Here is a 21716-nt window from a genome sequence, read left to right on the forward strand (position 1 = left end):
CGCCGAAGGCTTCCTCACATGCTGCGTGGCGGCATCCCTGTGATCGTCACATTTTGTACAGACGGTCGGTGGGTTCTGCCACAGGATGTCAGGTCAACCGTCCTGAAGTACTGCCTTCACGATAACGGGATTCGGCTAACCGCGCACGCGGCAGTCGTCATGCCTGATCACGTCCACCTCCTGTTCAGCCCGTTGGAGGGTCCCGATGGCGTCCCTTTCGGGCTCTCCGAGATTATGCAAGGGATCAAGGGCGCATCCGCACATTCGGTCAACAAATCCCTGGGGCGATCGGGGCGGGTATGGGAACCGGAATACTACGACCGTTTGCTTCGTCGCGAGGAGAGTGTTCTCGCGGCGGCGAGCTACATCCTGCAGAATCCCGTTAGGAAGGGACTCGTGGGTGAAGGCGAGGCGTACGAATGGGTTTGGTCAGCGTTTGATACGTTTGTCCCTTAGGGGCGATGGATTGATACGTTCGGATGCGGGCGAGGGCGCCCGCGCTAGGTGGGCCTGGTTTCCCGGCGATAGTCGAATGGGAAGGGATGCGGGCGAGGGCGCCCGCGCTACTTCGACGGGCGAGGGCGCCCGCGCTACGTAGGCCTGGTTTCCCGGCGATAGTCGAATGGGAAGGGATACGGGCGAGGGCGCCCGCGCTACTTTCCGCTTCTACTACCTGTACTCGGGCTGCATCGTGTTGATGATCGCGGCGAGGCTGGCGCCCTGGTAGGCGGGGCGCGGGTCCTTCCAGTAGTCGTTTGTCATCGTTTCCGGAAGCGACACGGATTTGGCGTGCGTATCGGCGAAAACCGCGTTCATCCGTTTGTTGCCGTGGATCTGGAACGCGCCGTGCTTGGGGTCGTGCTCCGCCGTGACTCCCACCTGCCATTCCCACGGGCCGAGGTCCGGATAATGGGCCCGGGACTCCACGATGAAGAGCGTATCGGACGGTGTCTTGACGTCTGAGGTGGTCGTGGGCCGGTACGTGCCGTGGGCGTACTCGTGGAACATGCTTCCGTTGAGAGCGTACGAAATGGCGTATTTGCCGCTTTCCTCCGGGTATTTCGACCACCGGTTGTTCGGGCATATCAGCACGTCCTTGCTCTGGACGTAGCTGAACAGTTCCGTGCGCCAGTTGATCGTCGTGCCGTCCAGGGTGGGGAGGTTGTGGGTGGCGTCCGGCAGGCGCGACATCGGGTATTTGTCGTCGTAGTCGGTGAGGTAGGACTGCAGGGCGATGCCTATCTGCTTCATATTGGAGAGGCACGCGATCGTGGTGGCGCGTTCGCGCGCCTTGGCGAAGACAGGGAACAGTATGCCCGCGAGGATGGCGATAATCGCGATGACGACGAGGAGTTCGATGAGGGTGAACGCCCTGGTAATGCGCAATCGCATGGTGACCATCTCATTTCTGGAGTGGCGCCAGAAACCCTCACGCTGAGGGGAGGTCACGCTCCTGTCTACTTAGACGTTCCCGCAAGCGTCGCGGTTCCAGGGGTGCACCGCGGGCCAAATGCAGAGCGCGGCGCCTCCCATGGGGTTGGCGCCGCGCGGAAAGCCCAGGACTAGAGCTGCTCGCACTTTGGTTGGTGTGGTGGCTCCCCTGATTCAACGCGCCGACGCGTCATTGTACGCAGGCTTCAGGCGGGGCCGGAAGAGGCTCCGCCCAGGTGACTCACATGGACGCTCGGTCATGCTCCGAGGCCGCTTGACGATCGTTCAGACGACAAAAGGAAACCTGGCCATCCGTCCGATGGGGATGGCCACGCTTCCTTCGTTGGTACCGACGTTACCTGTACTCAGGCACGAGGTTTGGAATCTTGCTCAAGTATGCGTCCGGTGCCTGCCAGGGGTTCCACTGCTGCGGAACGCTCAGCGTCTGTGCCATCTTCTTGCCGGCGGCATGACCGTCGTAATACACGAAGTTGACGCGGCCCATATGGGAGTTGAAGCAGCCTTTGCGAGTCTGAGGATTCTCATCAAGCCACTTAACCGCGGTGTTCGACCAGTTTCCGTCCGGACTCGCATAGCCATCAATCATCCAAGGGCCGAGGTCGGACTGGACGTTGCGCGTCTCAACGAGAAGGATGAATCCGGCAGGGTCCTTTACATCGGAGAGCGCGGGAACGTCGGTCAACCCACCCGTCAGCACATACTTGCCATACAGGACGCCGCCGTTGTACGCGTATCCGCGGGGCCACCGTCCTGATTCATCTCCGGTAACTCCACCGACGGTGTTCCAGGCCTGCTTGTTGCTGGGGCAGAAATAGATGCTCGCAGGGTTGGTGCCCTTGGCGATGCTTTTGTCGCGCCCAAAATAGCCAACGAGGGAATCCTTCCAGATCCCGGCCGCACTTCGGTTTGGCGGGAACTTTCCGTCGTAGTCATCGGTGTAGGTGATCATGGCCTGGCCGATCTGCTTCTCGTTGCTGAGACACGCCGTGGCGTTTGCCCGCTCCCTCGCCTTGGCGAAGACGGGGAACAGGATGGCGGCCAGGATGGCGATGATGGCAATGACCACCAGCAACTCAATCAGGGTGAACCCGAGGTTCTTTTTCACTTGGGCTCTCATGGGGAGCCTCCTTTTCTTGCTAGTCATCTGAACGGGCTGGCTATGGATTTTACCCGGCCAGGCACTGGCTTACACGGCTGATCGTGGTGTGTAATCTAAGTCGTTAAGACACGACGCCTCCGCTCAGCTCTCCGGACGCCGCGTGGCCGTCCGGAATGAATACGCCCGGCCTTCGGGAAATGAAAGGGCCGGACTCCGAAATGGTCGGATCTACTCTTCGTTGGTTGTTCGCTTGCACTCCCCGGCCAATAGCGCTCACGCGCACTGGCGAAGATGGGGACAGGGATGCCGGCCGGGCCTGAAACGTCGATGGTACGAAGGGCCGGTTGGCTGAGCCCGTCGGCGTTGCAGGCGCCACAATCCCGCACCGATTACTCTCGCGGCGCTGTCCATTCGAGGATGATAGCATAAACCGTACCGTCGGTGTATGCTTATAACGTTCGGACGCTTCAAACGGCCGTACGGGCCTGTCCTGGCACGATCTCCTCCCGTCATGTCATGACGTAAACGGGAGGGTAGAAGTTTCAGTTTCGGCGGTTGTACGCCCGGGCCGGCGGCCCATTTCCGGCAGGGGCGGGCTAACCGGTGACGGCCTGGACTTCGATGGGGTCCACTCGGACGCCGCGCTTCTGGAACGCCTCGATGGCCAGGTTCAGTTTGTCTTCGTCGCCTTCCATCTGCAGTTCAACCCAGCCCATGTCCGCCTGAACGTCTGCGCGCCGAATGTTCATCACCAGGCCGAACTCCTGGCCGATCTCCCACAGAACCGGCTCGCGCACGAGTTGCTTGTTAAACGTTAGGTGTACACGCTTCGTCGCCATCTCGCTCCCTCACATTCCACCGGCGATGGCCGGCACAATTGATACTTCGTCGCCATCTTTCACCGCGGCGGCCTTGCCGCCTTCAAAACGCACGTCCTCGCCATTCACATAGACGTTTACGAACCGGCGGAGTTCGCCGTCGGCGTCGCAGATCCGGCCGGTAATGCCCGGGTATCGCCGTCCCAGGTCGTCCAGTATTTCGCCGACGCTCAGGCCGCTGGCTTCAACCTTTTCCTGCTCGTCCGTCAGTTTCCGCAGCGGCGTGGGAATCAGAACCGTAATTGCCATATCTTTCTCCTATGCTGAATCTTACCACAAAGGCACAAAGGCACAAAGGTCTAATTCGGGATTCTCTTTGTGCCGTTGTGTCTTTGTGGTCATCTACATCGCCAGGGCTTTTTCCAGGGATGCCAATGACGCCGCTATGGGGAGCGGTTCGCCAATGCGATCCTCCACCGGCTCGATGGTTTTGAGTCCGTTGCCGGTGATGGCGATGACCGTGGTTTCGTCGCGGGGGATGCGGCCCTGTTCGATGAGTTTCTTTGCCACGCCGACGGTGACTCCGCCGGCCGTCTCTGTGAATATACCCTCGGTGCGCGCGAGAAGTTTGATGGCATCCACGATTTCGTCTTCGGAGACGTCCTCGCCCCACCCTCCGGTCGTTTTCGCGGCCTGAACGGCGTAATACCCGTCGGCCGGGTTGCCGATGGCGATCGATTTCGCGATGGTGTTCGGCTTCTGCGGGCGGATCATGTCGTTGTTGGTTTTGATGGCGAGGCTGACGGGGTTGCACCCGGCAGCCTGGGCGGCGTACATCCGGCAGTCGACTTCATCGATCAGGCCCAACTGGTGGAACTCGCGGAAGCCCTTGAGGATCTTGGTGATCAGCGAGCCGCCGCCGATGGGGCAGACGACGTGCCGGGGCGCCCGCCAGCCAAGCTGCTCGGCGATCTCGTGGCCGAACGTCTTCGATCCGTCTCCGTAGAACGGCCGGAGGTTCACGTTGGCGAACCCCCATTTGTACTTGCCCGCCACCTCGGACGCGAGGCGGTTGACCTCGTCATAGTTGCCACGCACGGCCAGAACGGTGGCGCCGTAGACGAGGGTGCCGACGACCTTGCTGCGCTCCAGATCGTCCGGGATGAAGACGTATGCCTTCAATCCGGCCTGGGCGGCCTGGGCGGCAACACTGTTCGCCAGGTTGCCGGTAGACGCGCACGCCACGGTATCGTAACCGAATTCGATGGCTTTTCCGAGGGCGACGGCGACCACGCGGTCCTTGAACGACATCGTGGGGCAGTTGACGGCGTCGTTCTTGATCCACAGGTCACTGTGGCCGATGGCTTCGCCGAGGCGTTTCGCCCTGATGAGCGGCGTGAAGCCTGCCTGCAGGCCCGCACGCGGTTCGCCGTCGAGCGGCAAGAGGTCGCGGTATCGCCACATGGTCGGCGGCCCCGCCTCGATGCTCGCGCGGGAGACGGTTTTGGCGATCTCCGTGTAATCGTACTCGACTTCCAGCGGCCCGAAACAGTACTCGCAGACGTGAATGGGCGCCTTCTCGTAATGCTCGCCGCATTCCTTACACTTCAGTCCCAGAACTTTGGGCATCCGATCATCCTCCCGGCCCGCGGGATGGAAATGAGGAAACGGGGAAATGAGGAAATGACTGAATACGACCATTTCCTCGTTTCCTCATTTCCCCGTTTCCTTCCTCTGGCCTAGTCTTCCTCAAACAGTGCAGTGCTCAGGTAGCGTTCGCCGGTTGAAGGGAGGATGCAGACGATGGTTTTGCCTGCGTATTCCGGCCGTTTACCCAACTCCACCGCGGCGTATGCGGCGGCGCCCGATGAAATGCCGGCTAGCACCCCTTCTTCTTTGGCTAGCCGGCGGCCCATGCTGATGGCCTGCGCCGTATCGACCGTGATGATCTCGTCTATGAGGGAGAGGTCCATTACCTCGGGAACGAAGCCGGCCCCGAGGCCCTGGATGCCGTGCCGTCCGGGCTGTCCGCCGCTCAACACGGCGCTTTCGCGCGGTTCCACGGCGACGAGCTTAAAGCCCGGCTTGCGCTTTTTCAGGACGCGGGCCACTCCGGTGGCTGTTCCACCGGTGCCAACGCCGGACACCAGGACGTCGATGAGCCCGTCCGTGTCCTTCCACAATTCCTCGGCCGTGGTCTCTTCGTGGATCTTGGGATTGGCCGGGTTCGAGAACTGCTGCGGCATAAAGGATTTGGGTGTGCTGGCAAGAATCTCCTCCGCTTTGGCGATCGCGCCGCGCATACCGGTGGCGCCGTCCGTGAGGATCAACTCCGCGCCGAAGGCCTTGAGGAGTTTCCGGCGTTCGCCGCTCATCGTCTCCGGCATGGTGAGGATGAGTCGATACCCCTTGGCCGCGCACACCATCGCGAGAGCGATGCCGGTGTTCCCGCTGGTGGGCTCTACGATGACGGAGCCCGGGCCGATGAGTCCGCGCTGTTCGGCGTCCACGATCATGGCGTACCCGATGCGGTCCTTCACGCTTCCCGCCGGGTTGAAAAACTCGAGTTTGGCGAGGATGGTGGCGCCGCTCCCCTCCGAAACCCGGTTGAGCTGCAGGAGCGGTGTATACCCGATGAGATCCGTAATGGATTTGGCAATCTTGGACATAGTGTTCATCTATTCCTATCTGGAGACCGGTGCATTCCACGCGATTACGCGGCGGGGGACGCGGGATGGCACGCTCGCCGTGAGCGACCCACGGTCAAATGTTCATCATAAATGCCTGGTTGCCGCGCTGAGCGTCCTGCTCCTCCACGAGGTCGGATATATGGACGGCCGCGAGGGTCTCCACGGCGGCCGTGAGGGCGTTGTGAAACACGTGGGTGATGCTGGGCTCGCCGGAAGAGTCGGCCTGCCACCGGGTGCTGAAAAGCTCACTGCTGAGCGGGCGCAGCGCGTCCGCCACCGTCAGCGTATCCGCGGGCGCGGCGAGCAGGTATCCTCCGCCCGCGCCACGGACGCTTTTCACCAGCCCGGCGCGGCGCAGCGAGACCAGCAACTGGTCGAGGTATGGCTGGGGAATATTCTGGCGCGCGGCGATTTCGCGGCTTTGCAGCGGCACGCCGCGATCCTGGCGGGCCAGTTCCACGAGCGCTCGCAGACCGTATGCGTCCCGAGTTGAGAACAAGGTAAAACCCCCTAATGCTTAGTAAACTACTAGGTATTATAGGGTATGGCGCCATTGCCGTCAAGGAGGTGCGGAAGGCAGAGTGCGTTTCAGATTTGCGGCAACGGATTTGCCGATGGAGAATGCTACACCGTTTCGAGCTTGGCGTAAGCCAGCATCAGTTTCCGGATGCCGGCGTCCGGGAACGCGACAGTCACCTGCGCTTCGTCGCCCTCGCCCTGCGCGGCAACGACGATTCCTGTCCCGAATTTGGCGTGCTTCACCTTCTGGCCGACCCGGTACGGGCTGTTGGACGGCGGCCGAACGGTGCGGGTGGCGGGTCCCGTGACGTTTCGGTTCTTCATCTGTTCCCACAGGCTCGGTCCGGTCCGCGGCGCGCCGGACCACGGCGCGGGCATCGTTGCGTCCGGGCGGGCGTTGTCCAGGAGTTCGGTGGGAACATCGCGGATAAACCGGGAAACCGCGTTGTTCTGCGTGGCGCCGAAGACCTGCCGGCTGTATGCGTAGGTGAGGAAGAGTTCCTCGCGCGCCCGGGTCATGCCCACGTAGGCGAGGCGGCGTTCCTCTTCGAGGCCGGCCGGGTCATCGAGGCTTCGCATGTGGGGGAACAGCCCTTCCTCCATGCCCACGAGGAACACAACCGGAAATTCCAGGCCCTTCGCGGAGTGCAGCGTCATCAGGATGACGGCGTCATCTTCATCGACGGTTTCATCGATGTCGCTCATGAGGCTGATTCCCTCGAGGAAGGCGCGAAGCGAGGCGTCATCCGAGCGCTGCTGGAACTCCTGCGTAACGGTTACGAGTTCCTGGAGGTTTTCGACGCGCGCGCCGGACTCGGCCGTCTTGTCTTCCTTGAGCCATGTGAGATAGCCGGTGGTGTCCAGGGCGCGAAGCACAAGATCGTGGACATCCATCGTTTCCGCGTCCTGCTGAAGGGAGCGGATGACGGAAACGAAGCTGCCAATCGCGGTTCGGGTTCGCGGGATAACGCCTTCGATCTCCGTGATCCGGGCACACGCATCGAACAGGGAGATACCGGATTTGAACGCGAACTCCTCGATGCGCCCGAAAGACGTGGCCCCGATGCCGCGCGCCGGCACGTTCACGATGCGGCGAAGGCTCACGGAGTCGTTCGTGTTGAGGGCGAGGCGCAGATACGCCACGATGTCTTTGATTTCCTTGCGCTCGTAGAACCTGAGGCCTCCGACGATGCGGTAGGGGATGCGATAGGACATAAAGACGTCTTCAAAGACGCGGCTCTGGGCGTTCGTTCGGTAGAGGATCGCGAAGTCCGGCCACGCGCGCCCCGACGACCGGGAAGCCATGATGCGTTCCGCCACCCACATCGCCTCCTCGCGCTCGCCGTGAGCCGCAAAGACCCGGATCCTGGCCCCCTCATCCTGGGACGTCCAGAGCTTCTTTTCCTTCCGTCCCCGGTTCTTGCTCACCACAGCGTGCGCCGCGGCAAGGATGTTTCCGGTGGAGCGGTAGTTCTGCTCCAATTTGACGACCTTGGCGTCCGGGTAGTCCCGTTCGAACGCCAGGATCAACTCCACGTTCGCGCCACGGAAGGCGTATATCGAATTGTGAGTGACGATTCCGTTTGCCACGAAATTGTGCGTCGGTGTGACGTCCAGATCGTGAACCGTCTCGTTCGCCGGCACGCGCTCAACGCTGGTGACAGTGTCGTAAGCACCATCGGCCGTGAACAATGACATCCCCGGGAGCACCGACGCAGCGGGGGTAAACGGCAACGAGTTCGTAGCGCGTCCTGGCTCGGTGGGACCCATCCGTGCGCTTCGCAGGACGTTCAGGTCAAACACCGTTCTCAGCGCGCACACGATCTTCTCTATCTGAGCGTAGTCGGCGTAACAAGACTCCATCCGCCAGCTTGTGCTCCCCGATTTGGCGGGCCGAACTGAGAGACCGAGGGACTCGATGGCCGCTCTACCCTGCGGATCATTGCCGGCGATGGCAATTCGGTGCATTGGGGATGCCCCCCGATGGTCGCCGCACAGGGTGACGGAAACGTTGCGGCGATTTGACGATCGCGATCGGGGCTGGTGGTGAGGATGCCCGGGCGACATGCCAAGGTCGCACAACAGACGCATCGCGCTGTCACACGTATCAAATGCAGCGAATACACGGGCAATGGCTTCGGCGTCGTGAACCAATCCGTTGCGCGAAGCACCCTTGCGCGGCACGAAGGGCAGAGTGGGCAGACGATACCGCAGCGATATCACACATTCGGCTTCGCGGGCCTCGTTCTCCGATGCATGCGTTCCGACGATCCACAGGGCGTCTGCGTGTTCCTGGATCGCACGCTCATGGAACCCGACAAACGGCTTGACCTGACCGCGGGTATACACCTGGGACGTCCCAAGGCGATAACCGACCCCCTTCTTGTACATCAGGTATGTGAAGTAAAGTTGCGGCGCCAGACCCAGGCGATAGCCGGCAAAGTGCATGTGTTCCGGCGTACAAACGATGCGCCTCCCGGCCTCGGTGTTGATGGCCACCAGTTCTCCCGTTGCCTGGCGGCTGAACACTCTGGTTACAGTTGCCGGGCGGTAGTCTCCCGACCCATACCCCGAGAGCACACGGTCTCCTACTTGAATGGCCTCGATGGGCCGAACTGACCCATCCGCCATCGTTACAAGCGTTCCCGAAGCGAGACACTGGTCGTCGTCGCCAACGCAGCAGAGGTTGCGGTGTTTTGAGGAGAGAAGCTTCACCAGTTGGTACTGCGGGTTGTTGATGTCCTGATACTCGTCGACCAAGACGAACCGGAAACGCTCCGAATACTTCTCCAGTACATCGGGTCTCGCCTTCAACAGGAGGACCGCCTGCATGATCAAATCGTCAAAATCCAGGGCGTTGCTCGCGAAGAGGCGCTCCTGGTACATGCGGTAAACAGAACCCGCGATGTCCTCCATGTAGCTCCCGCCGAAATGGCGCGAGTACTCCTCCGGGATGACGAGTTTCTCCTTCGCTTTCCCGATGAGCGAAAGGACGGCGCGCGGCTGCACCGATTTGTTGTCGGACAGCCCCATCTCCTTGAGGCACTGCTTGACGACCGATATCTGGTCTGCATCGTCGTAGACCACGAAATTCGAATCGATGCCGTTCTTCTCGCCGTCAAAGCGGAGCAGGCGGGCGCAAATGGAGTGGAACGTCCCAACCCACATCTCGCGCGCGATCGATTCTCCGACCAGCGCCTCGATGCGCGCCTTCATCTCACCGGCGGCCTTGTTGGTGAACGTTACCGCGAGGATGTTCCACGGCCGGACGCCGTGATGGGCGACAAGGTGGGCGATGCGATGGGTGAGAACGCGGGTCTTCCCGCTTCCAGCGCCAGCGAATATCAGCAACGGGCCTTCAAAATGCTGAACCGCGTCGCTCTGAGCGGGATTGAGACTATCCAGGATACTGGGCATGGGGACTCCGTAAGAAAACCGAACAACGGTTCTCAGTATAGCGCTTCACTATCGCCCCAATAGCCCCAGCCAGAACGGAAGTGTGACCATCGCCGCGAGGGTCGTTCCCACGGTGATGGCCGCGCCAAGCCGGGGGTTGCAGCCGAATCGTCCGCATAGAACGCCTACCACAAGCCCGCCGGGCATGGCGGATTCGAGGACGGTCGCCTTCCCAGCCGCACCCAACGGACCAAAGGCGCGAACCAGCGCATAAGCCACCACCGGCATGACGATCACCTTGGCGAATACGCCTACGCCCACCTGTGGCAGGAACTCACGCAGGGCGCGGAACCGGAGGTTGATTCCTAGGCAGATCATCGCCAGCGGAGCGGTGAGCGGCGTCAGCATGTGCATGCTCTGGTAGACGACCTTCCCGACGAGCCACTCGTGCGGAAACCACGCTGTCCAGTAAGGCATGATGGAGCGGACCGCCAAAGCCGCTACCGCGGTAATAAAGGTCGGTGTCCGGAAGAAGAGGAGGATCGCCTTCCAGTTGAAATCCTCGCCGCCGAAGGCCGCGAGGACGGCAAAGCCCACGCCGTAGAGGACCATGGAAACGCCGATCAGGTCGTAGAAAACCCCTGTGATGCGCCCCGTTTCGCCGTAAGCCATGAAGAGGAAAGGCACCCCGAGGAAACCGGTGTTGCCGAAAGACGATGCCACGACCAGGCTTCCGGCTACAGGGCTTTTCAGCTTCACAATACGGGCGTAGGTGTACGTGACGCTGCACGACGCAAGGAGTGTAACAACGGACCAGAGCGGCGCCTTCCATACTCCGGCCGGAATCGGCTGGCTCACCAGTGCGAGAAACAGCGTGGCGGGATAGGTGACGTACATCAACAGGCCGACGATCTTGTAGCTTGTTGACGGGTCAAGAACGCCGTAATGGCGAAGCACGTAGCCGGTGCCGATGAGGACGAATATGGGGAGTACGAGTTCGATCACGCTCTTAGAGTAGCATCCAGCATCCGGCATCCAGCATACACGTGTCGGAGTCCGATATTCTGACTGCGCCGCTTGCCGACACGACTACGTTCTCAGAATCTGCCGCAGGGCAGTGTCCGCCACACCCTGGCACCACGCTTGCGCGTCGGGACGCCAGATTTGCGCGCGATACGCCCACGCCGCGAAAAGGTACCAATAGAACCGGTAGAGGAGTCGCCGCCAACGGGCATCCCGTGATGCGTCAAGCGGGGTACCGTAGCCGGCCATCAAATCGTCGTGCAAGGCGTCGTCGTCATCCCAGAGGATGTACTCGAACTCGCGGTCCGCAAAGAGGGCGCGGTCGGCGTCGATGATCGCCCGCACGGACCACTCGCCGTCCAGCTCAGCGACGAGGATATTCGGCGCCCATATGTCGTTATGCACCAGAACCGGATGGATGCACGCGTCGAAGGCAGCACGGCGACCCATAAAGCGCTCAAGTACGGCATTCTCGTCGGCGTCAGAAATAACGCCTTCCCTGGCGGCCTCCGTGCACGTTTCAGCGAGGAGGTCGCCGAAGACCTTTCTCCACGTAGGGCCGCCGCGGAGGGCGCCGTCTCCAACCGGCCAGCCGAACTCGTTGCCGCGAATGGCGTGAATGCGGGTCGTCAATTTGCCCGCCTCCCGCATCAGTTGGGCCCGGGCTTCGGGCGGCACGCTTGAGTGGTTCAGTGGCAGTGCATCAACGTACTCCTGGACGATATACACGCGATCGAGGATGTCCCGCGAAGTGTCCAGCGCAATGGTTTCCGGCACGGGAACCCCCGCGGCGGCCAATTGCCTGTAGATCCACGGCTCCGCCTGCATCATCCCGCGCTCGTACTGGAACAGTCGACGGTCATCCGGCGGCGCGATCCGGAGCACGACGCGTTCAGCGGGACTGCGTGTCTCAAGGTAGTAGGCCGTATTGAACTGGCCGCCTGTCAGTAGATGGCTCTCGTGAATAACTGCGGCAGGGCCGAGTGCCTTCCTCACGATGGCGCTCAGACACTCGTCCGAAACCGGTTCTATGAGTTTGGGGTGGGTCAACGTATGAATGTGATGGGACACAGTTTGAGCGGAGCCAGAGGGTCCATCTCCTTGTGGTCGGTGGTTACTGCTTCACCACCGATCCGCCGGGCCAAGGTGAGAAAGCAGCAATCCGCGAGCGAGACGCGAGCGTAATCGGCTTTGAGGCGTGCGACCTCCAGGACGAAGCCGGGGTCCAGATCCTCGTGAACCCGGATTCCGGCCCGATCGATCCGCTCCTGCGCGGCTTCCTCACCACCTTCGCCGATGCTCCGCCTGTAGTGATAAAGCACCTCGCAGACGTTGATGGCGTGCATATGCCACGAGGGTCGGGTAGCGTACAGTTCCGCCATTATCGGTGCGCCCGGCTCGTAATCCAGAAACGCGATTAAGGCGCCTGCATCGATCACGAGCGGAGCGGCTGTGCTCATCGCTCGCGATCCGTGTCCGCGTGCTTAGCAGCCAGGAAATCGTCCAGCGTGAAACGCCCAGCGGGCATGCTTCCCATTAGCTCCATAGCTAACGCACGCCGGGAATCCTCGCTCGCCGCCCGATTCCCGCGTCCGCCTCGCTTCCCACGGTCTGATTGAGACAGGGCAGGCGTCCAGGCGTCCAGGGCGGCGCGATCCACACGGTAGACAACACGCACGCCCGTTTCGCTTCGACGCGTGCGCGCAGGCAGCCTGCCCTGTTTGATGGCCTGGTACACGGCAGCGCGGGACACACCCTTCGCAGCCGCCGCTTCTGTTGTTGTCAGTTCTTCCATGCCCTCATATTACCATAAAGCCGTTATCACGTCAATCACACCGAAGCATAGACGCTAGAGACAGGTTCTACTAATTCGGGGTAGGCTTCAGTTCAGGAGGCTCGCAGGCGGTTGATTATCGCTAGGAATTCAGCGGGATTGCGAATGCCAAGAAGGTATTGCCTCCGATTCCCTCGGTCGTCGGCAAATGAAATATCAACGCGAGAGATCCAGAATCCCGCGTCACGCAGTTTGACCTTCCTGATACTCCTCAGTGGGATCTTTCGCCCCAGGCGTAACAGATCGAGCGAAATCCGTATGGCAAGCGTGTCCGAGTCCATTGTGACTGAACCTGGAGAACTCCTGTAACGACTCCAAATGTAAACGTTCGTCTGCCGAAAAGTCGCCTCGGGGTGCTTGCGTAGGTACCTGGTATCTCGGATGCGGTAGCCAAGTTGTGAGCCGTTTATCAAATAGGCCAATAAAGCGACGAAGCAGAGCCAGTTAACGAACGTAATGCTCGAAAGCGTTATCATCGTTGATACCACGTTGCTGTCCATCGGTCATCGCGCACTAGCGAATTACGATTCAGTTCCCCTTCGCCTTTCCACCCTTCTTGGTGGCAACGGCCGCGGCAATGAAGCGCTTAAAGAGCGGGTGGGCGCGGTTGGGGCGGCTCTTGAACTCAGGGTGAAACTGCGTGCCGATGAAGAACGGATGGTCTTTGATCTCCACGATCTCCACCAGTCTGCCGTCTGGCGAGGTGCCGCTGAGGAGGAGGCCGCCGTCGGTGAGCTGCTCGCGGTACTCGTTATTCACTTCGTAACGGTGCCGATGCCGTTCATAGACCAGGGCCTCACCGTAAACGTCCCTGGCAAGCGTTCCTTCAGCCAGGCGGCACGGGTAGAGTCCCAGGCGCATGGTGGCGCCCTTGTCTTCAATCTGTTCCTGCTCGGGAAGGATGTGGATCACGGGGTGAGGGGTCTGCTTGTCCACTTCGGTGGTATTCGCCCCTTCCAGTCCACAGACGTTCCGGGCGTACTCGATGACCGCCATTTGAAGGCCGTAGCAGAGCCCGAAGTACGGGATCTTGTTCTCCCGTGCGTAGCGCACCGCGTCCAGTTTTCCTTCGACGCCTCGCTCCCCGAAGCCTCCGGGCACAACGATTCCATGCACTCCCTTCAGGAGGTCGGCGGCGGCATTCGATTCCAGGTCGGCGGACTCGATCCAGCGGATGCTCACCCGGGCATCGTTTTCAATTCCACCGTGGTGGATCGCCTCGCTCACGCTCATATACGCGTCACGGAGGTCCGTGTACTTGCCGACGATGGCGACCTCCACCTCCTTCGAGGGCTTCGTGATCGCGTTGACAACCCGCTGCCATTCCCTGGTGTCGGCCACGGAGGGCTTGGAGTCGTAGAGGTAAAGGCGCTTGGCGATGAGGTCGCCGAAACCCTCCTCTTCGAAGATGAGGGGCACCTGGTAGATAGAGGGCACATCCAGGGACTCCATGACGGCGTCATCGTCCACGTCGCAGAACAGTGCGAGCTTGTCCCGCATTTCCTGGCTGATGGGGCTCTTGGCGCGGCATACGAGAATGTCCGGGTGGATGCCCACCTCGCGGAGTTTCGCGACGCTGTGCTGGGTCGGCTTGGTCTTGAGCTCGTTCCATGGGCCGACGCCGGGGATGAGGGTTACGTGAATGTAGAGCGAGCCGCCGGGACCGGCCTCTTTCTTGAACTGGCGGATGGCTTCCAGAAAGGGGAGGCTTTCGATATCGCCGACGGTGCCGCCGACTTCGATCACGGCGATGTCCGCGCCTTTGTCGCGCCCTGCGCGGCGGATCTGTTCCTTGATCTCGTCGGTGACATGTGGGATGACCTGCACGCAGCGGCCAAGGTAATCGCCCCGTCGTTCCTTGGCGATCACGTTCCCGTAGACGCTGCCCGTGGTGATGCTGTTCAGTTTATTGAGACTGAGATCGGCGAAGCGCTCGTAGTTGCCGAGGTCGAGGTCGGTCTCCGCGCCGTCATCGGTCACGAAAACCTCTCCGTGCTGGTACGGGTTCATCGTCCCCGCATCCACGTTGACGTAGGGGTCAACTTTCAACATCGTTACGCGCAATCCGCGGTTCTTCAGCAGGCGCCCGATGCTGGCGCTGGTGATTCCCTTTCCGATGGACGATACAACCCCGCCCGTTACAAATATGTATTTCGTCATGTCCGCCTCCCTGACCATGTGAAACTAGAACTTGCTACAACCATTTTGTCGCCCGCGCGGGGCGCCATATATGCCAAAAGGTGGGAAGGGCATCGTGCGATGCCCTTCCCGATTCAACCCGACCAGATTCTGTGTCCTTTGCCGACTTGGGCCGCGTCTGTGATGGCCCGGGCCACGAAGGACTTGGCCTTAACGGCCGCGTCCAGTACGCCTGTGCCCAGGGCGATATAAGCCGCGAGCGACGCCGAGAAAAGGCATCCCGTTCCGCGAACCGACGGCCCGGGAATCCGGTCGCCCGCCAGTTCGACAAACGTCTCGCCATCGAAGACGAGATCGATAGGCGACGTGTCATCCGCCCAATGGCCGCCTTTCACGATGACCCAGCGCGCTCCGTGTCCGTGAATGATCCGCGCCGCTTCCCGCGCTTCGTCCAGCGTTGAAATCGCTCTTTGAGCCAACGCGGCGGCCTCCGGCACGTTGGGGGTGACGATCAGTGTTTTGGGCAGGAGATCGGAGATGAGGCGCCGGATGCCGCGCGGCGTGAGGAGCACCCGTCCGTCTTTCGCTGCCAGCACGGGGTCGAGAACCACGTTTGGCAGTTTGCGGCGAGTAATGCGTTCGCTGACGGCCGAGACGATGCGCTCGTTGCCCAGCATGCCGATTTTGACCGCGGCTATCGGGGCGTCTTTGGCGACGGCGTCGATCTGGGCCTCTATGATGCGCGGCGGGAGGTAATGGATCGCGGTCACCCCCGTGCTGTTCTGCGCCAAGGCGGCAGTGATGACCGAGGTTCCGGTGACTCCGAGGAACTGAAACGCCCTGAGGTCCGCCTGTATCCCGGCGCCCCCGGAGGGGTCTGTGCCGGCGATGGTGAGGACCAGAGGGTGGGCCGTCATCGGATCCACTCCTCCGGCAGTTGCGAGAGGTCGGGGATGATCATGTCGGGCCTTTGATGGCTGGGGGCCGCCTCACCCTCTTCGCGGGAAGTGACGCCCGTGAGGACCAGCAGCGTCTTCACCCCTGCCGCCCGGCCGGCTTCGATGTCCGTGTCCAGGCGGTCTCCAATGACCACGGTCTCCTCCGGCGGGATCCCGCAGAGCCGGCAAACAAGGGCCGTACCCAGCGGATTGGGCTTGCCGACGTTCTCAGGTTCCTTCGAAGAGGCCGTGGCGATGGCCGCGACGATGCTGCCGGCGCCGGGGACCAGGATTCCGCCTTCGACGGGAAACGTGCTGTCGCGGTTGGTGCTGAAGAACCGAGCGCCGCCCAGAAGGTGATGCTGCGCGATTCTCATCTTGTCATACGTGAATTCGCGGTCGATTCCCACAGCCACCACATCGGCGCGCGGGCCGTCACCGGCGATCAGGCGGCATTGGGCCACGTCAACCAGTTCTTCGCGAAGGCCGTCGTGGCCAACCGGATAGGCGGAGCAGCCTGTCATGCCCCTTTCGACGAGCAGCCTTGCGAGGATGTGCGAGGAAGTTACAATTTCGTCCATCGAGCAGGCAATGCCCATATCCGCGAGTTTTGGGATATAACGCGCGCGAGTGCGAGATGAATTGTTGGTGAGAAAGCGTACGGTGTGCCCAGCGGTTCGAAGCGCGTCCACGCCCCACGCGGCCTGCGGGATGGGTTCTGTGCCACGGTATAGAACCCCGTCCATATCGAAAATGAAAAGCATTCGGTGTCGGCTACCTCCAGCGGCATTATAGCCCCCGGGGGGAAACGGCGCGGGAGTGCCCTCTGTTAGCCGGCGGGAAAATGCCGGACGCGCCTCCGGACATCGTGGTCCGGAGGCGCGTTGCCCCCGACGCGGCATGAACGTGCATGCGTTGTCAACGCTCACGAACACAACGATCGCCGTGTTCGGTTCCCTGGCGGGCTCGTCAACGTTTATGCGCGAACAGCCCTCCCGGTTGAATCCCGGCGCCGGCGCCACCGCCGTACCGGCTGTACAGCCACGAGATCCCGATCAGAGCGCCGCCGAGGCCGCCGAAGGAGAGCACGCGGAACTGGGATTCCAGGAAACCGAGATCGAACAGGAATACCTTGGCGCACGTCACCCCGAAAAGGCCCAGAGCGGCGATGCGCGTGATGCGGTGTTCCCGCGCTATCCCGAGGAGAAGCAGTGAGGTAGCAGCGAGCGTCCACACGACGGACACCGCTGATTGCGCCCACCGCTCCCAGTAGACGCCGATGCTTTGCTGGTAATAGGCAAAGGTGAAGTAGGTTTCCTGGGTGAGCGCCCAGAGCGTTACCAGCCCGGCGGCGACCAGGACTGTTGGAGGGATGTCTCGTTCTCCGTCGCCGGCCACCTGCGCGGACAGGGACGCCGCCACGCAGAGCGCGACCGCGGAGATCACGAAAGCAACGAACCGGGCGTTGGCGATCGGCGTGATCGTCGAATCCCAGGTCTGCGTGGCGTTCACCAGCAGCACCAGCGCGCCAATTCCAACCAGTCCGTAGGCAAGGTACCGAATTTCCGCGCGTCCGGGAGAGAATGCAGGCAGGAAAAGCATCGCGCCGTAGGAGCACATCAGTGCCGCAACCGTCATCCCCGCGATGGCCTCCCAGCCCAAGACCGGGTGCATGGCATAGGCGCCGACAATCTCAAGCCCGACGCAGAAGACGATCAGCGCGTGAACCGCCGGAGCAATAACGCGAGGCACGTTGTCTTCCGTCTCCGTCAGGGCCTCCTTCCGGCGGCCCGATACCCACGCGATGCTCAGCAGACTGACGATCGAAACGATGTATGCGAGGAATCTGGGATTAAATACCGGCCTCCACAGGTGCGAGCCGACGCCTGTTGCACCCAGGATCAGGGCGATGGCGACGAATGATGTGGCAATGGCGGTGACCCGCGCCTCCAAATCGTCGATGCGTACGCACAAAGAGTGTACCGCCGTCGCGTAGACGGAAATGGCAATGGCGATGATGTACGGTTCGGCGCCGACCAATCCACCGGATAGTTCGAACACCTTGCTTGTGAACCCATACTGGATCTGTTCTGCCAGCAGCCATGCGCCTGCCACGACCCAGGCCATCGCGTATGCCGGTCGTCCGTCGTCGCCGCCACATCGCTTCGTGTACCACGCTATCCAGCCAGATGCCAGGGCGAAGAATAACACGGGGATTCCGTGTTCGTTCAATACAAGGCGCCCCGTGGTCGCCGGGGTTGTGGTCAGGGTGGAAAGGAGAGCTACTGCCGCCAGGCCGTATACGATCTGTCCGGCGCGCCTGACAACCTCGGAATGAGATATGGCAGCCAGGCTGAGAAGGACGGCCGCCTCGACGCTCCACCCGACGCTGATCATGCCCTGCTTGAACTGAATGGGCACCGCAAGCGCCGCCATCGAGCACGAGATGCCGATGCAGGCTGTTTTGAGCGGCACGTCCGCGGGGCACTGGAAGCGCGTCAGGATGGCCAAACCCGCGAACAGCAGGCCGACCGCCACCGGGAAGGCGCCAGGAACTGACCCGAGGGCCGGCCGGATGAGGGCATTCCCCGCGGCAAAGTAGAAGGCGGTTGCGCCAATGAGGAGAAGCCAATCGGTCGGTTCGGTTGGTTCGCGCTTCGTCAGGACCGGCGCGATCGCGGCGGCGGCGTAGAGCAAGTAGTTCATTGTAAGGAATGCCATGACGAGCCAGCGATGGTCGGTCAGATTGGCGTCTACGGCCCAGCCGCCGAGGAGCAGCAGGGTCCCAAACGCGCTAAAGGCAACGTTGACTCGCCAGCCTTTGGACACCGCTACCGCCAGGACGCCGGCATTCAGAACGGTGATGTATGAGAGAAACGGCAGCAAACTACCACCAGCGGCGCCATTTCCAAGGAGCGCCGGTGTGGCGAACCCGCCGATCGTCGCAAGGGCGTGAAGGCTCGGGCTGTCGTAGCGGACCGCCAGGACCACACCGAGAACGGTAATGGCGATCATCAGGGCGAGGGACAGCTCGTATGAACCTATGCTGTAACGGGAAAAGGCCGCCCAAGCATCGAGATACAGTATCGCCAGGCCGCCGCCGGCCATTCCCTCGCTGAACCCGCTCTTCTCGGTCTTGCCGCGCGCGAACTCCCCGGCGATCATGAGGCCGAGGCCGGCGCCTGCGCCGACACCGAGGCGGCCGAACGGCGAGAGTTTGTCCCACGCGTACACAAGGAAAAATGCCACCGCCAGAAACACGGCGATCGCACCCACCCACAGAGCCCACTGGCGACCGATAATGTCTTCCCAGTCGACGCCGGCCTTCTCCGGGGTTGGTGATCCGAAGGTGAATGAGCTGGACGGCTGGCTCGGCCGCCCGACAGGCGGTGCAGGTCTGTAAGGCGTCTCGATCGCCGGTTCGGGTGGCTTCGCCTCCGGCTGCGGAGCATCCGGGCGCTTCGCCTCGGAAGACGCTTGCTCCGCCGCCTGCACAAAAGTAGCGAATGATACCTCGGGAGCATTGCTCTCGGGTGTTGCCTCCCGCGCCCAAACCGATGTTGGTTGCGGTTTCTCCTGTCGAAGCGGCTGGGTTGGAGGCGGTGCGGCCTTAGGGGTCGCGTCGGGGAACTCCGGGATGGGAGGGAGACCTGCCGTAAGGCGCCTCAAGTGGCCAAGCACGGCCTCCATCTGATTTTCGAGGCGATCCAAGCGTTCGCCGGTGGCCTCGGGTGTGTTCTCGGCCATGATCTGGCCTCCTTTCTATACGAAAACTGACGGCGTTTCGTATCAACCAGGGCCATTATCCGCTATTCGGCGTTGCAAGTTCGCGTGGCTTTGGGGCCATTCCGTTGTCGGCGAGGTACCGGATTTCCGGTACCCCCCAGGATCGCTTACAGTCCGGCCTGTTTGGCGATGAGGGCGGCCTCGGTCCGGCTGTTAACGTGGAGTTTGGACAGGATGGCGCTGACGTGGTTCTTCACCGTGCGCTCACTGAGGAAGAGGCCGTCGGCGATGTCCCGGTTCCGCAGTCCTTTCCCCAATTGCTCGAGAATCTCCATTTCGCGCCGGGTGAGTTCGGTGAACATCTCGTGGTGCTTGTGCAGGACGTTGGCCTGACGCGCGAACTCGCTCAGGACGTGGGTCACCAGGCTTGGCGGAAGCGTTCCCTCGCCGCGACGGGCCGCGCGGACCGCCTCCACAATCTCCGGAAGGGATGCGGATTTCAGCACGTACCCTAGCGCGCCGGCTTTCAACGCGCCGAAGAGACGCTCGTCGTCATCGTAATTCGTGAGGATGACTACCACGGTTGCGGGAAGCGCCTCGCGGATCTGGCGCGTTGCTTCGATTCCGTCGAGGCGCGGCATCTGGATATCTGTCAGCACAACATCGGGGCGCTGAACCTTCGCGATCTTCACACCGTGTTCGCCGTCGACCGCCTCGCCGACAACCTCCATATCCGGTTGGAGCCGGAGCAATTCCGCGAGAGTGTTGCGCAGCAAGCCCTCGTCTTCAATGAGCAGCACGCGAATGGAGTCCATGGAACCAGGCCTTTCTGTCCGGCGGCTGGATGGGGAGTCGGGCGACGATGACGGCGCCCGAACGTGCCCGGTCGACGATGCGGGTCGATCCGCCAAGAGATTCGGCGCGAGCGCGCAGCGAGGCAAGGCCGAATCCGGAGCCCCCATTTGCGCCGTCGGAGAACCCGATGCCATCATCGCAGACACGGATGTGATAGTAACGCCCGCCCCTCCGGATGCGAACGGTGATGCGGGAGGCTTCAGCGTGCTTCACGGCATTGGTCACCGCTTCCTGAACGATGCGGAGGACGTTGTGTTGATACGCTGCGGGGAATTCGCATGGCGGACCGTCGTATCCGAAATCGATGCGGATGGAGAATCGTTCGCTCAAGGTGACGAGATGTTGTCGCAGCGCGTCCATGAAATCCGTGGGACTCAGGGAATCGGGTCGCGTCTGGCGAATGAGAAATCGAAGCTCGTCCGAGGCGCGGCGGGCCGTTTCACGCTGTTCAACCGCGATGGACGCTGCGCGGAGAGGGTCGGTCTCGGAGACGGCTTCAGCGAGGTCCAGCCTCCGCGCGATCAATACGAGGTCGTGCTGGATGCCGTCGTGCATCTCGGCCGAGAGATCGCTCTGGTACTCGCTGACGGCGAGCTGGCGCGCCACTTTCTGGCTCTCGCGGCGCAGGAATGTGATGAGTGAGGCGACCAGGATGATGAAGAAATGCCGAAAGCCGACGTACATGTAGTTGCCGTCGATAAAGTATTTGTCCCACGTGTGGCTGAGCAGCCCGGCGCCGAACTGGCCGAGCACGCTCAACAACGTAACAAGAATGACCTGCTTGACGCTCAGGCGAAGTCCGGCGTAGGCTACTGCGAGGAAATAGATGAAACCTGTGGGATCCTCGGCATCGTGCAGGCCGATGAGGATTCCGGTCACGATTAGCGAGTCCATCACACACCACAACAGGGCCCACTTCGCGAGTTCACCTCCTCGAAGGACGACCCACGTGCGGAAGAGAAGGTACGCGCCAACGACCCCGACAACGATGTGCATCGTGTCCGAGGACGGGGTCATGTGGCTTTCCGTACCGCCGAGGAGCCACAGCGGCGCGAAGGGTACACATGCCCAGATGTGCAGAAGGAAGATCTTGTCGATGCGCCGGCCGGTATCCATCGCATTCCTCCGTACGGCTTGCTAGGCCGCCAGTCACATCATGCCACGGAGTGCATACGAAACACCAATGGGGACGGGAACCAAGCGTTCAGGCGCTCGGGAACGCCAATT

Annotated in this window: 19 protein-coding genes; 1 reads left to right on the forward strand and 18 read right to left on the reverse strand. The window is 61.7% G+C overall.

From position 1 onward, the window contains the following. The first annotated feature begins 18 nt into the window (after positions 1-18). Entirely contained in the window at positions 19-456 is a 438-nt protein-coding gene (locus VGM51_09945) for a transposase (GenBank protein ID HEY3413361.1), read from the forward strand. Positions 457-669: 213 nt separating this feature from the next. Here VGM51_09945 and VGM51_09950 read toward each other — a convergent pair whose 3' ends face one another. The 18 genes from VGM51_09950 to VGM51_10035 all read right to left on the reverse strand — a co-directional run bounded on the left by VGM51_09950 (position 670) and on the right by VGM51_10035 (position 21605). Then, entirely contained in the window at positions 670-1392 is a 723-nt protein-coding gene (locus VGM51_09950) for a DUF1559 domain-containing protein (GenBank protein ID HEY3413362.1), read from the reverse strand. 394 nt (positions 1393-1786) lie between these two features. Then, the gene (locus tag VGM51_09955) at positions 1787-2569 is read right to left on the reverse strand and encodes a prepilin-type N-terminal cleavage/methylation domain-containing protein (GenBank protein ID HEY3413363.1); all 783 of its coding nucleotides are present in this window, start codon (positions 2567-2569) and stop codon (positions 1787-1789) included. Between the two features lie 578 nt (positions 2570-3147). Beyond that, positions 3148-3390, reverse strand: coding sequence for an NIL domain-containing protein (locus VGM51_09960; protein ID HEY3413364.1), 243 nt, complete (start codon positions 3388-3390; stop codon positions 3148-3150). 9 nt (positions 3391-3399) lie between these two features. Continuing rightward, a complete protein-coding gene (locus tag VGM51_09965) occupies positions 3400-3678 on the reverse strand; it encodes a ubiquitin-like small modifier protein 1 (protein HEY3413365.1) in 279 nt (92 codons plus the stop codon). A gap of 93 nt (positions 3679-3771) precedes the next feature. Then, the gene (gene thrC, locus VGM51_09970; protein HEY3413366.1) at positions 3772-4998 is read right to left on the reverse strand and encodes a threonine synthase; all 1227 of its coding nucleotides are present in this window, start codon (positions 4996-4998) and stop codon (positions 3772-3774) included. Positions 4999-5108: 110 nt separating this feature from the next. After that, positions 5109-6038: a cysteine synthase A gene (gene cysK, locus VGM51_09975; GenBank protein HEY3413367.1), complete on the reverse strand. Its 930-nt coding sequence runs from the start codon at positions 6036-6038 to the stop codon at positions 5109-5111. 94 nt (positions 6039-6132) lie between these two features. Further along, entirely contained in the window at positions 6133-6558 is a 426-nt protein-coding gene (locus VGM51_09980; GenBank protein ID HEY3413368.1) for an Rrf2 family transcriptional regulator, read from the reverse strand. A gap of 125 nt (positions 6559-6683) precedes the next feature. Then, positions 6684-9995: a UvrD-helicase domain-containing protein gene (locus VGM51_09985; protein HEY3413369.1), complete on the reverse strand. Its 3312-nt coding sequence runs from the start codon at positions 9993-9995 to the stop codon at positions 6684-6686. 48 nt (positions 9996-10043) lie between these two features. Further along, a complete protein-coding gene (locus tag VGM51_09990) occupies positions 10044-10979 on the reverse strand; it encodes an AEC family transporter (protein HEY3413370.1) in 936 nt (311 codons plus the stop codon). 84 nt (positions 10980-11063) lie between these two features. After that, the gene (locus VGM51_09995) at positions 11064-11993 is read right to left on the reverse strand and encodes a phosphotransferase (protein HEY3413371.1); all 930 of its coding nucleotides are present in this window, start codon (positions 11991-11993) and stop codon (positions 11064-11066) included. 50 nt (positions 11994-12043) lie between these two features. Continuing rightward, positions 12044-12457 carry a PIN domain-containing protein gene (locus VGM51_10000; protein HEY3413372.1) on the reverse strand — a complete coding sequence of 138 codons (414 nt, stop codon included), beginning with the start codon at positions 12455-12457 and terminating at the stop codon, positions 12044-12046. Continuing rightward, positions 12454-12792, reverse strand: coding sequence for a helix-turn-helix domain-containing protein (locus VGM51_10005; GenBank protein ID HEY3413373.1), 339 nt, complete (start codon positions 12790-12792; stop codon positions 12454-12456). The genes VGM51_10000 and VGM51_10005 overlap by 4 nt, the downstream gene beginning before the upstream one ends. 567 nt (positions 12793-13359) lie before the next feature. Continuing rightward, positions 13360-14991, reverse strand: a complete 1632-nt coding sequence (locus VGM51_10010) for a CTP synthase (protein HEY3413374.1) — start codon at positions 14989-14991, stop codon at positions 13360-13362. 113 nt (positions 14992-15104) lie between these two features. Beyond that, on the reverse strand, positions 15105-15887 hold the full coding sequence (gene thiD / locus VGM51_10015) for a bifunctional hydroxymethylpyrimidine kinase/phosphomethylpyrimidine kinase (GenBank protein ID HEY3413375.1): 783 nt from the start codon (positions 15885-15887) through the stop codon (positions 15105-15107). After that, entirely contained in the window at positions 15884-16672 is a 789-nt protein-coding gene (locus VGM51_10020; GenBank protein ID HEY3413376.1) for an HAD-IIA family hydrolase, read from the reverse strand. Before VGM51_10020 ends, thiD begins: the two co-directional genes overlap by 4 nt. Before the next feature lie 205 nt (positions 16673-16877). Then, positions 16878-19655: a DUF2339 domain-containing protein gene (locus VGM51_10025; GenBank protein ID HEY3413377.1), complete on the reverse strand. Its 2778-nt coding sequence runs from the start codon at positions 19653-19655 to the stop codon at positions 16878-16880. A 146-nt stretch (positions 19656-19801) separates the two neighbouring features. Then, positions 19802-20449 (reverse strand): response regulator transcription factor, encoded by a 648-nt coding sequence (locus tag VGM51_10030; protein ID HEY3413378.1) that lies wholly within the window; start codon positions 20447-20449, stop codon positions 19802-19804. Next, entirely contained in the window at positions 20421-21605 is a 1185-nt protein-coding gene (locus VGM51_10035; GenBank protein HEY3413379.1) for a sensor histidine kinase, read from the reverse strand. Before VGM51_10035 ends, VGM51_10030 begins: the two co-directional genes overlap by 29 nt. Positions 21606-21716: the final 111 nt, after the last annotated feature.

It is taken from the genome of Armatimonadota bacterium (assembly GCA_036504095.1).
In the GTDB taxonomy this organism is placed as follows: domain Bacteria; phylum Armatimonadota; class DTGP01; order JAKQQT01; family JAKQQT01; genus DASXUL01.

Bases quoted from the DNA above. Each gene is read 5' to 3' on its own strand.
- VGM51_09945 (HEY3413361.1), top strand. From the start codon at position 19: ATGCTGCGTGGCGGCATCCCTGTGATCGTCACATTTTGTACAGACGGT.
- VGM51_09950 (HEY3413362.1), bottom strand. From the start codon at position 1,392: ATGCGATTGCGCATTACCAGGGCGTTCACCCTCATCGAACTCCTCGTC.
- VGM51_09955 (HEY3413363.1), bottom strand. From the start codon at position 2,569: ATGAGAGCCCAAGTGAAAAAGAACCTCGGGTTCACCCTGATTGAGTTG.
- VGM51_09960 (HEY3413364.1), bottom strand. From the start codon at position 3,390: ATGGCGACGAAGCGTGTACACCTAACGTTTAACAAGCAACTCGTGCGC.
- VGM51_09965 (HEY3413365.1), bottom strand. From the start codon at position 3,678: ATGGCAATTACGGTTCTGATTCCCACGCCGCTGCGGAAACTGACGGAC.
- thrC (HEY3413366.1), bottom strand. From the start codon at position 4,998: ATGCCCAAAGTTCTGGGACTGAAGTGTAAGGAATGCGGCGAGCATTAC.
- cysK (HEY3413367.1), bottom strand. From the start codon at position 6,038: ATGTCCAAGATTGCCAAATCCATTACGGATCTCATCGGGTATACACCG.
- VGM51_09985 (HEY3413369.1), bottom strand. From the start codon at position 9,995: ATGCCCAGTATCCTGGATAGTCTCAATCCCGCTCAGAGCGACGCGGTT.
- VGM51_10000 (HEY3413372.1), bottom strand. From the start codon at position 12,457: ATGAGCACAGCCGCTCCGCTCGTGATCGATGCAGGCGCCTTAATCGCG.
- VGM51_10005 (HEY3413373.1), bottom strand. From the start codon at position 12,792: ATGGAAGAACTGACAACAACAGAAGCGGCGGCTGCGAAGGGTGTGTCC.
- VGM51_10010 (HEY3413374.1), bottom strand. From the start codon at position 14,991: ATGACGAAATACATATTTGTAACGGGCGGGGTTGTATCGTCCATCGGA.
- thiD (HEY3413375.1), bottom strand. From the start codon at position 15,887: ATGACGGCCCACCCTCTGGTCCTCACCATCGCCGGCACAGACCCCTCC.
- VGM51_10020 (HEY3413376.1), bottom strand. From the start codon at position 16,672: ATGCTTTTCATTTTCGATATGGACGGGGTTCTATACCGTGGCACAGAA.
- VGM51_10025 (HEY3413377.1), bottom strand. From the start codon at position 19,655: ATGGCCGAGAACACACCCGAGGCCACCGGCGAACGCTTGGATCGCCTC.
- VGM51_10030 (HEY3413378.1), bottom strand. From the start codon at position 20,449: ATGGACTCCATTCGCGTGCTGCTCATTGAAGACGAGGGCTTGCTGCGC.
- VGM51_10035 (HEY3413379.1), bottom strand. From the start codon at position 21,605: ATGGATACCGGCCGGCGCATCGACAAGATCTTCCTTCTGCACATCTGG.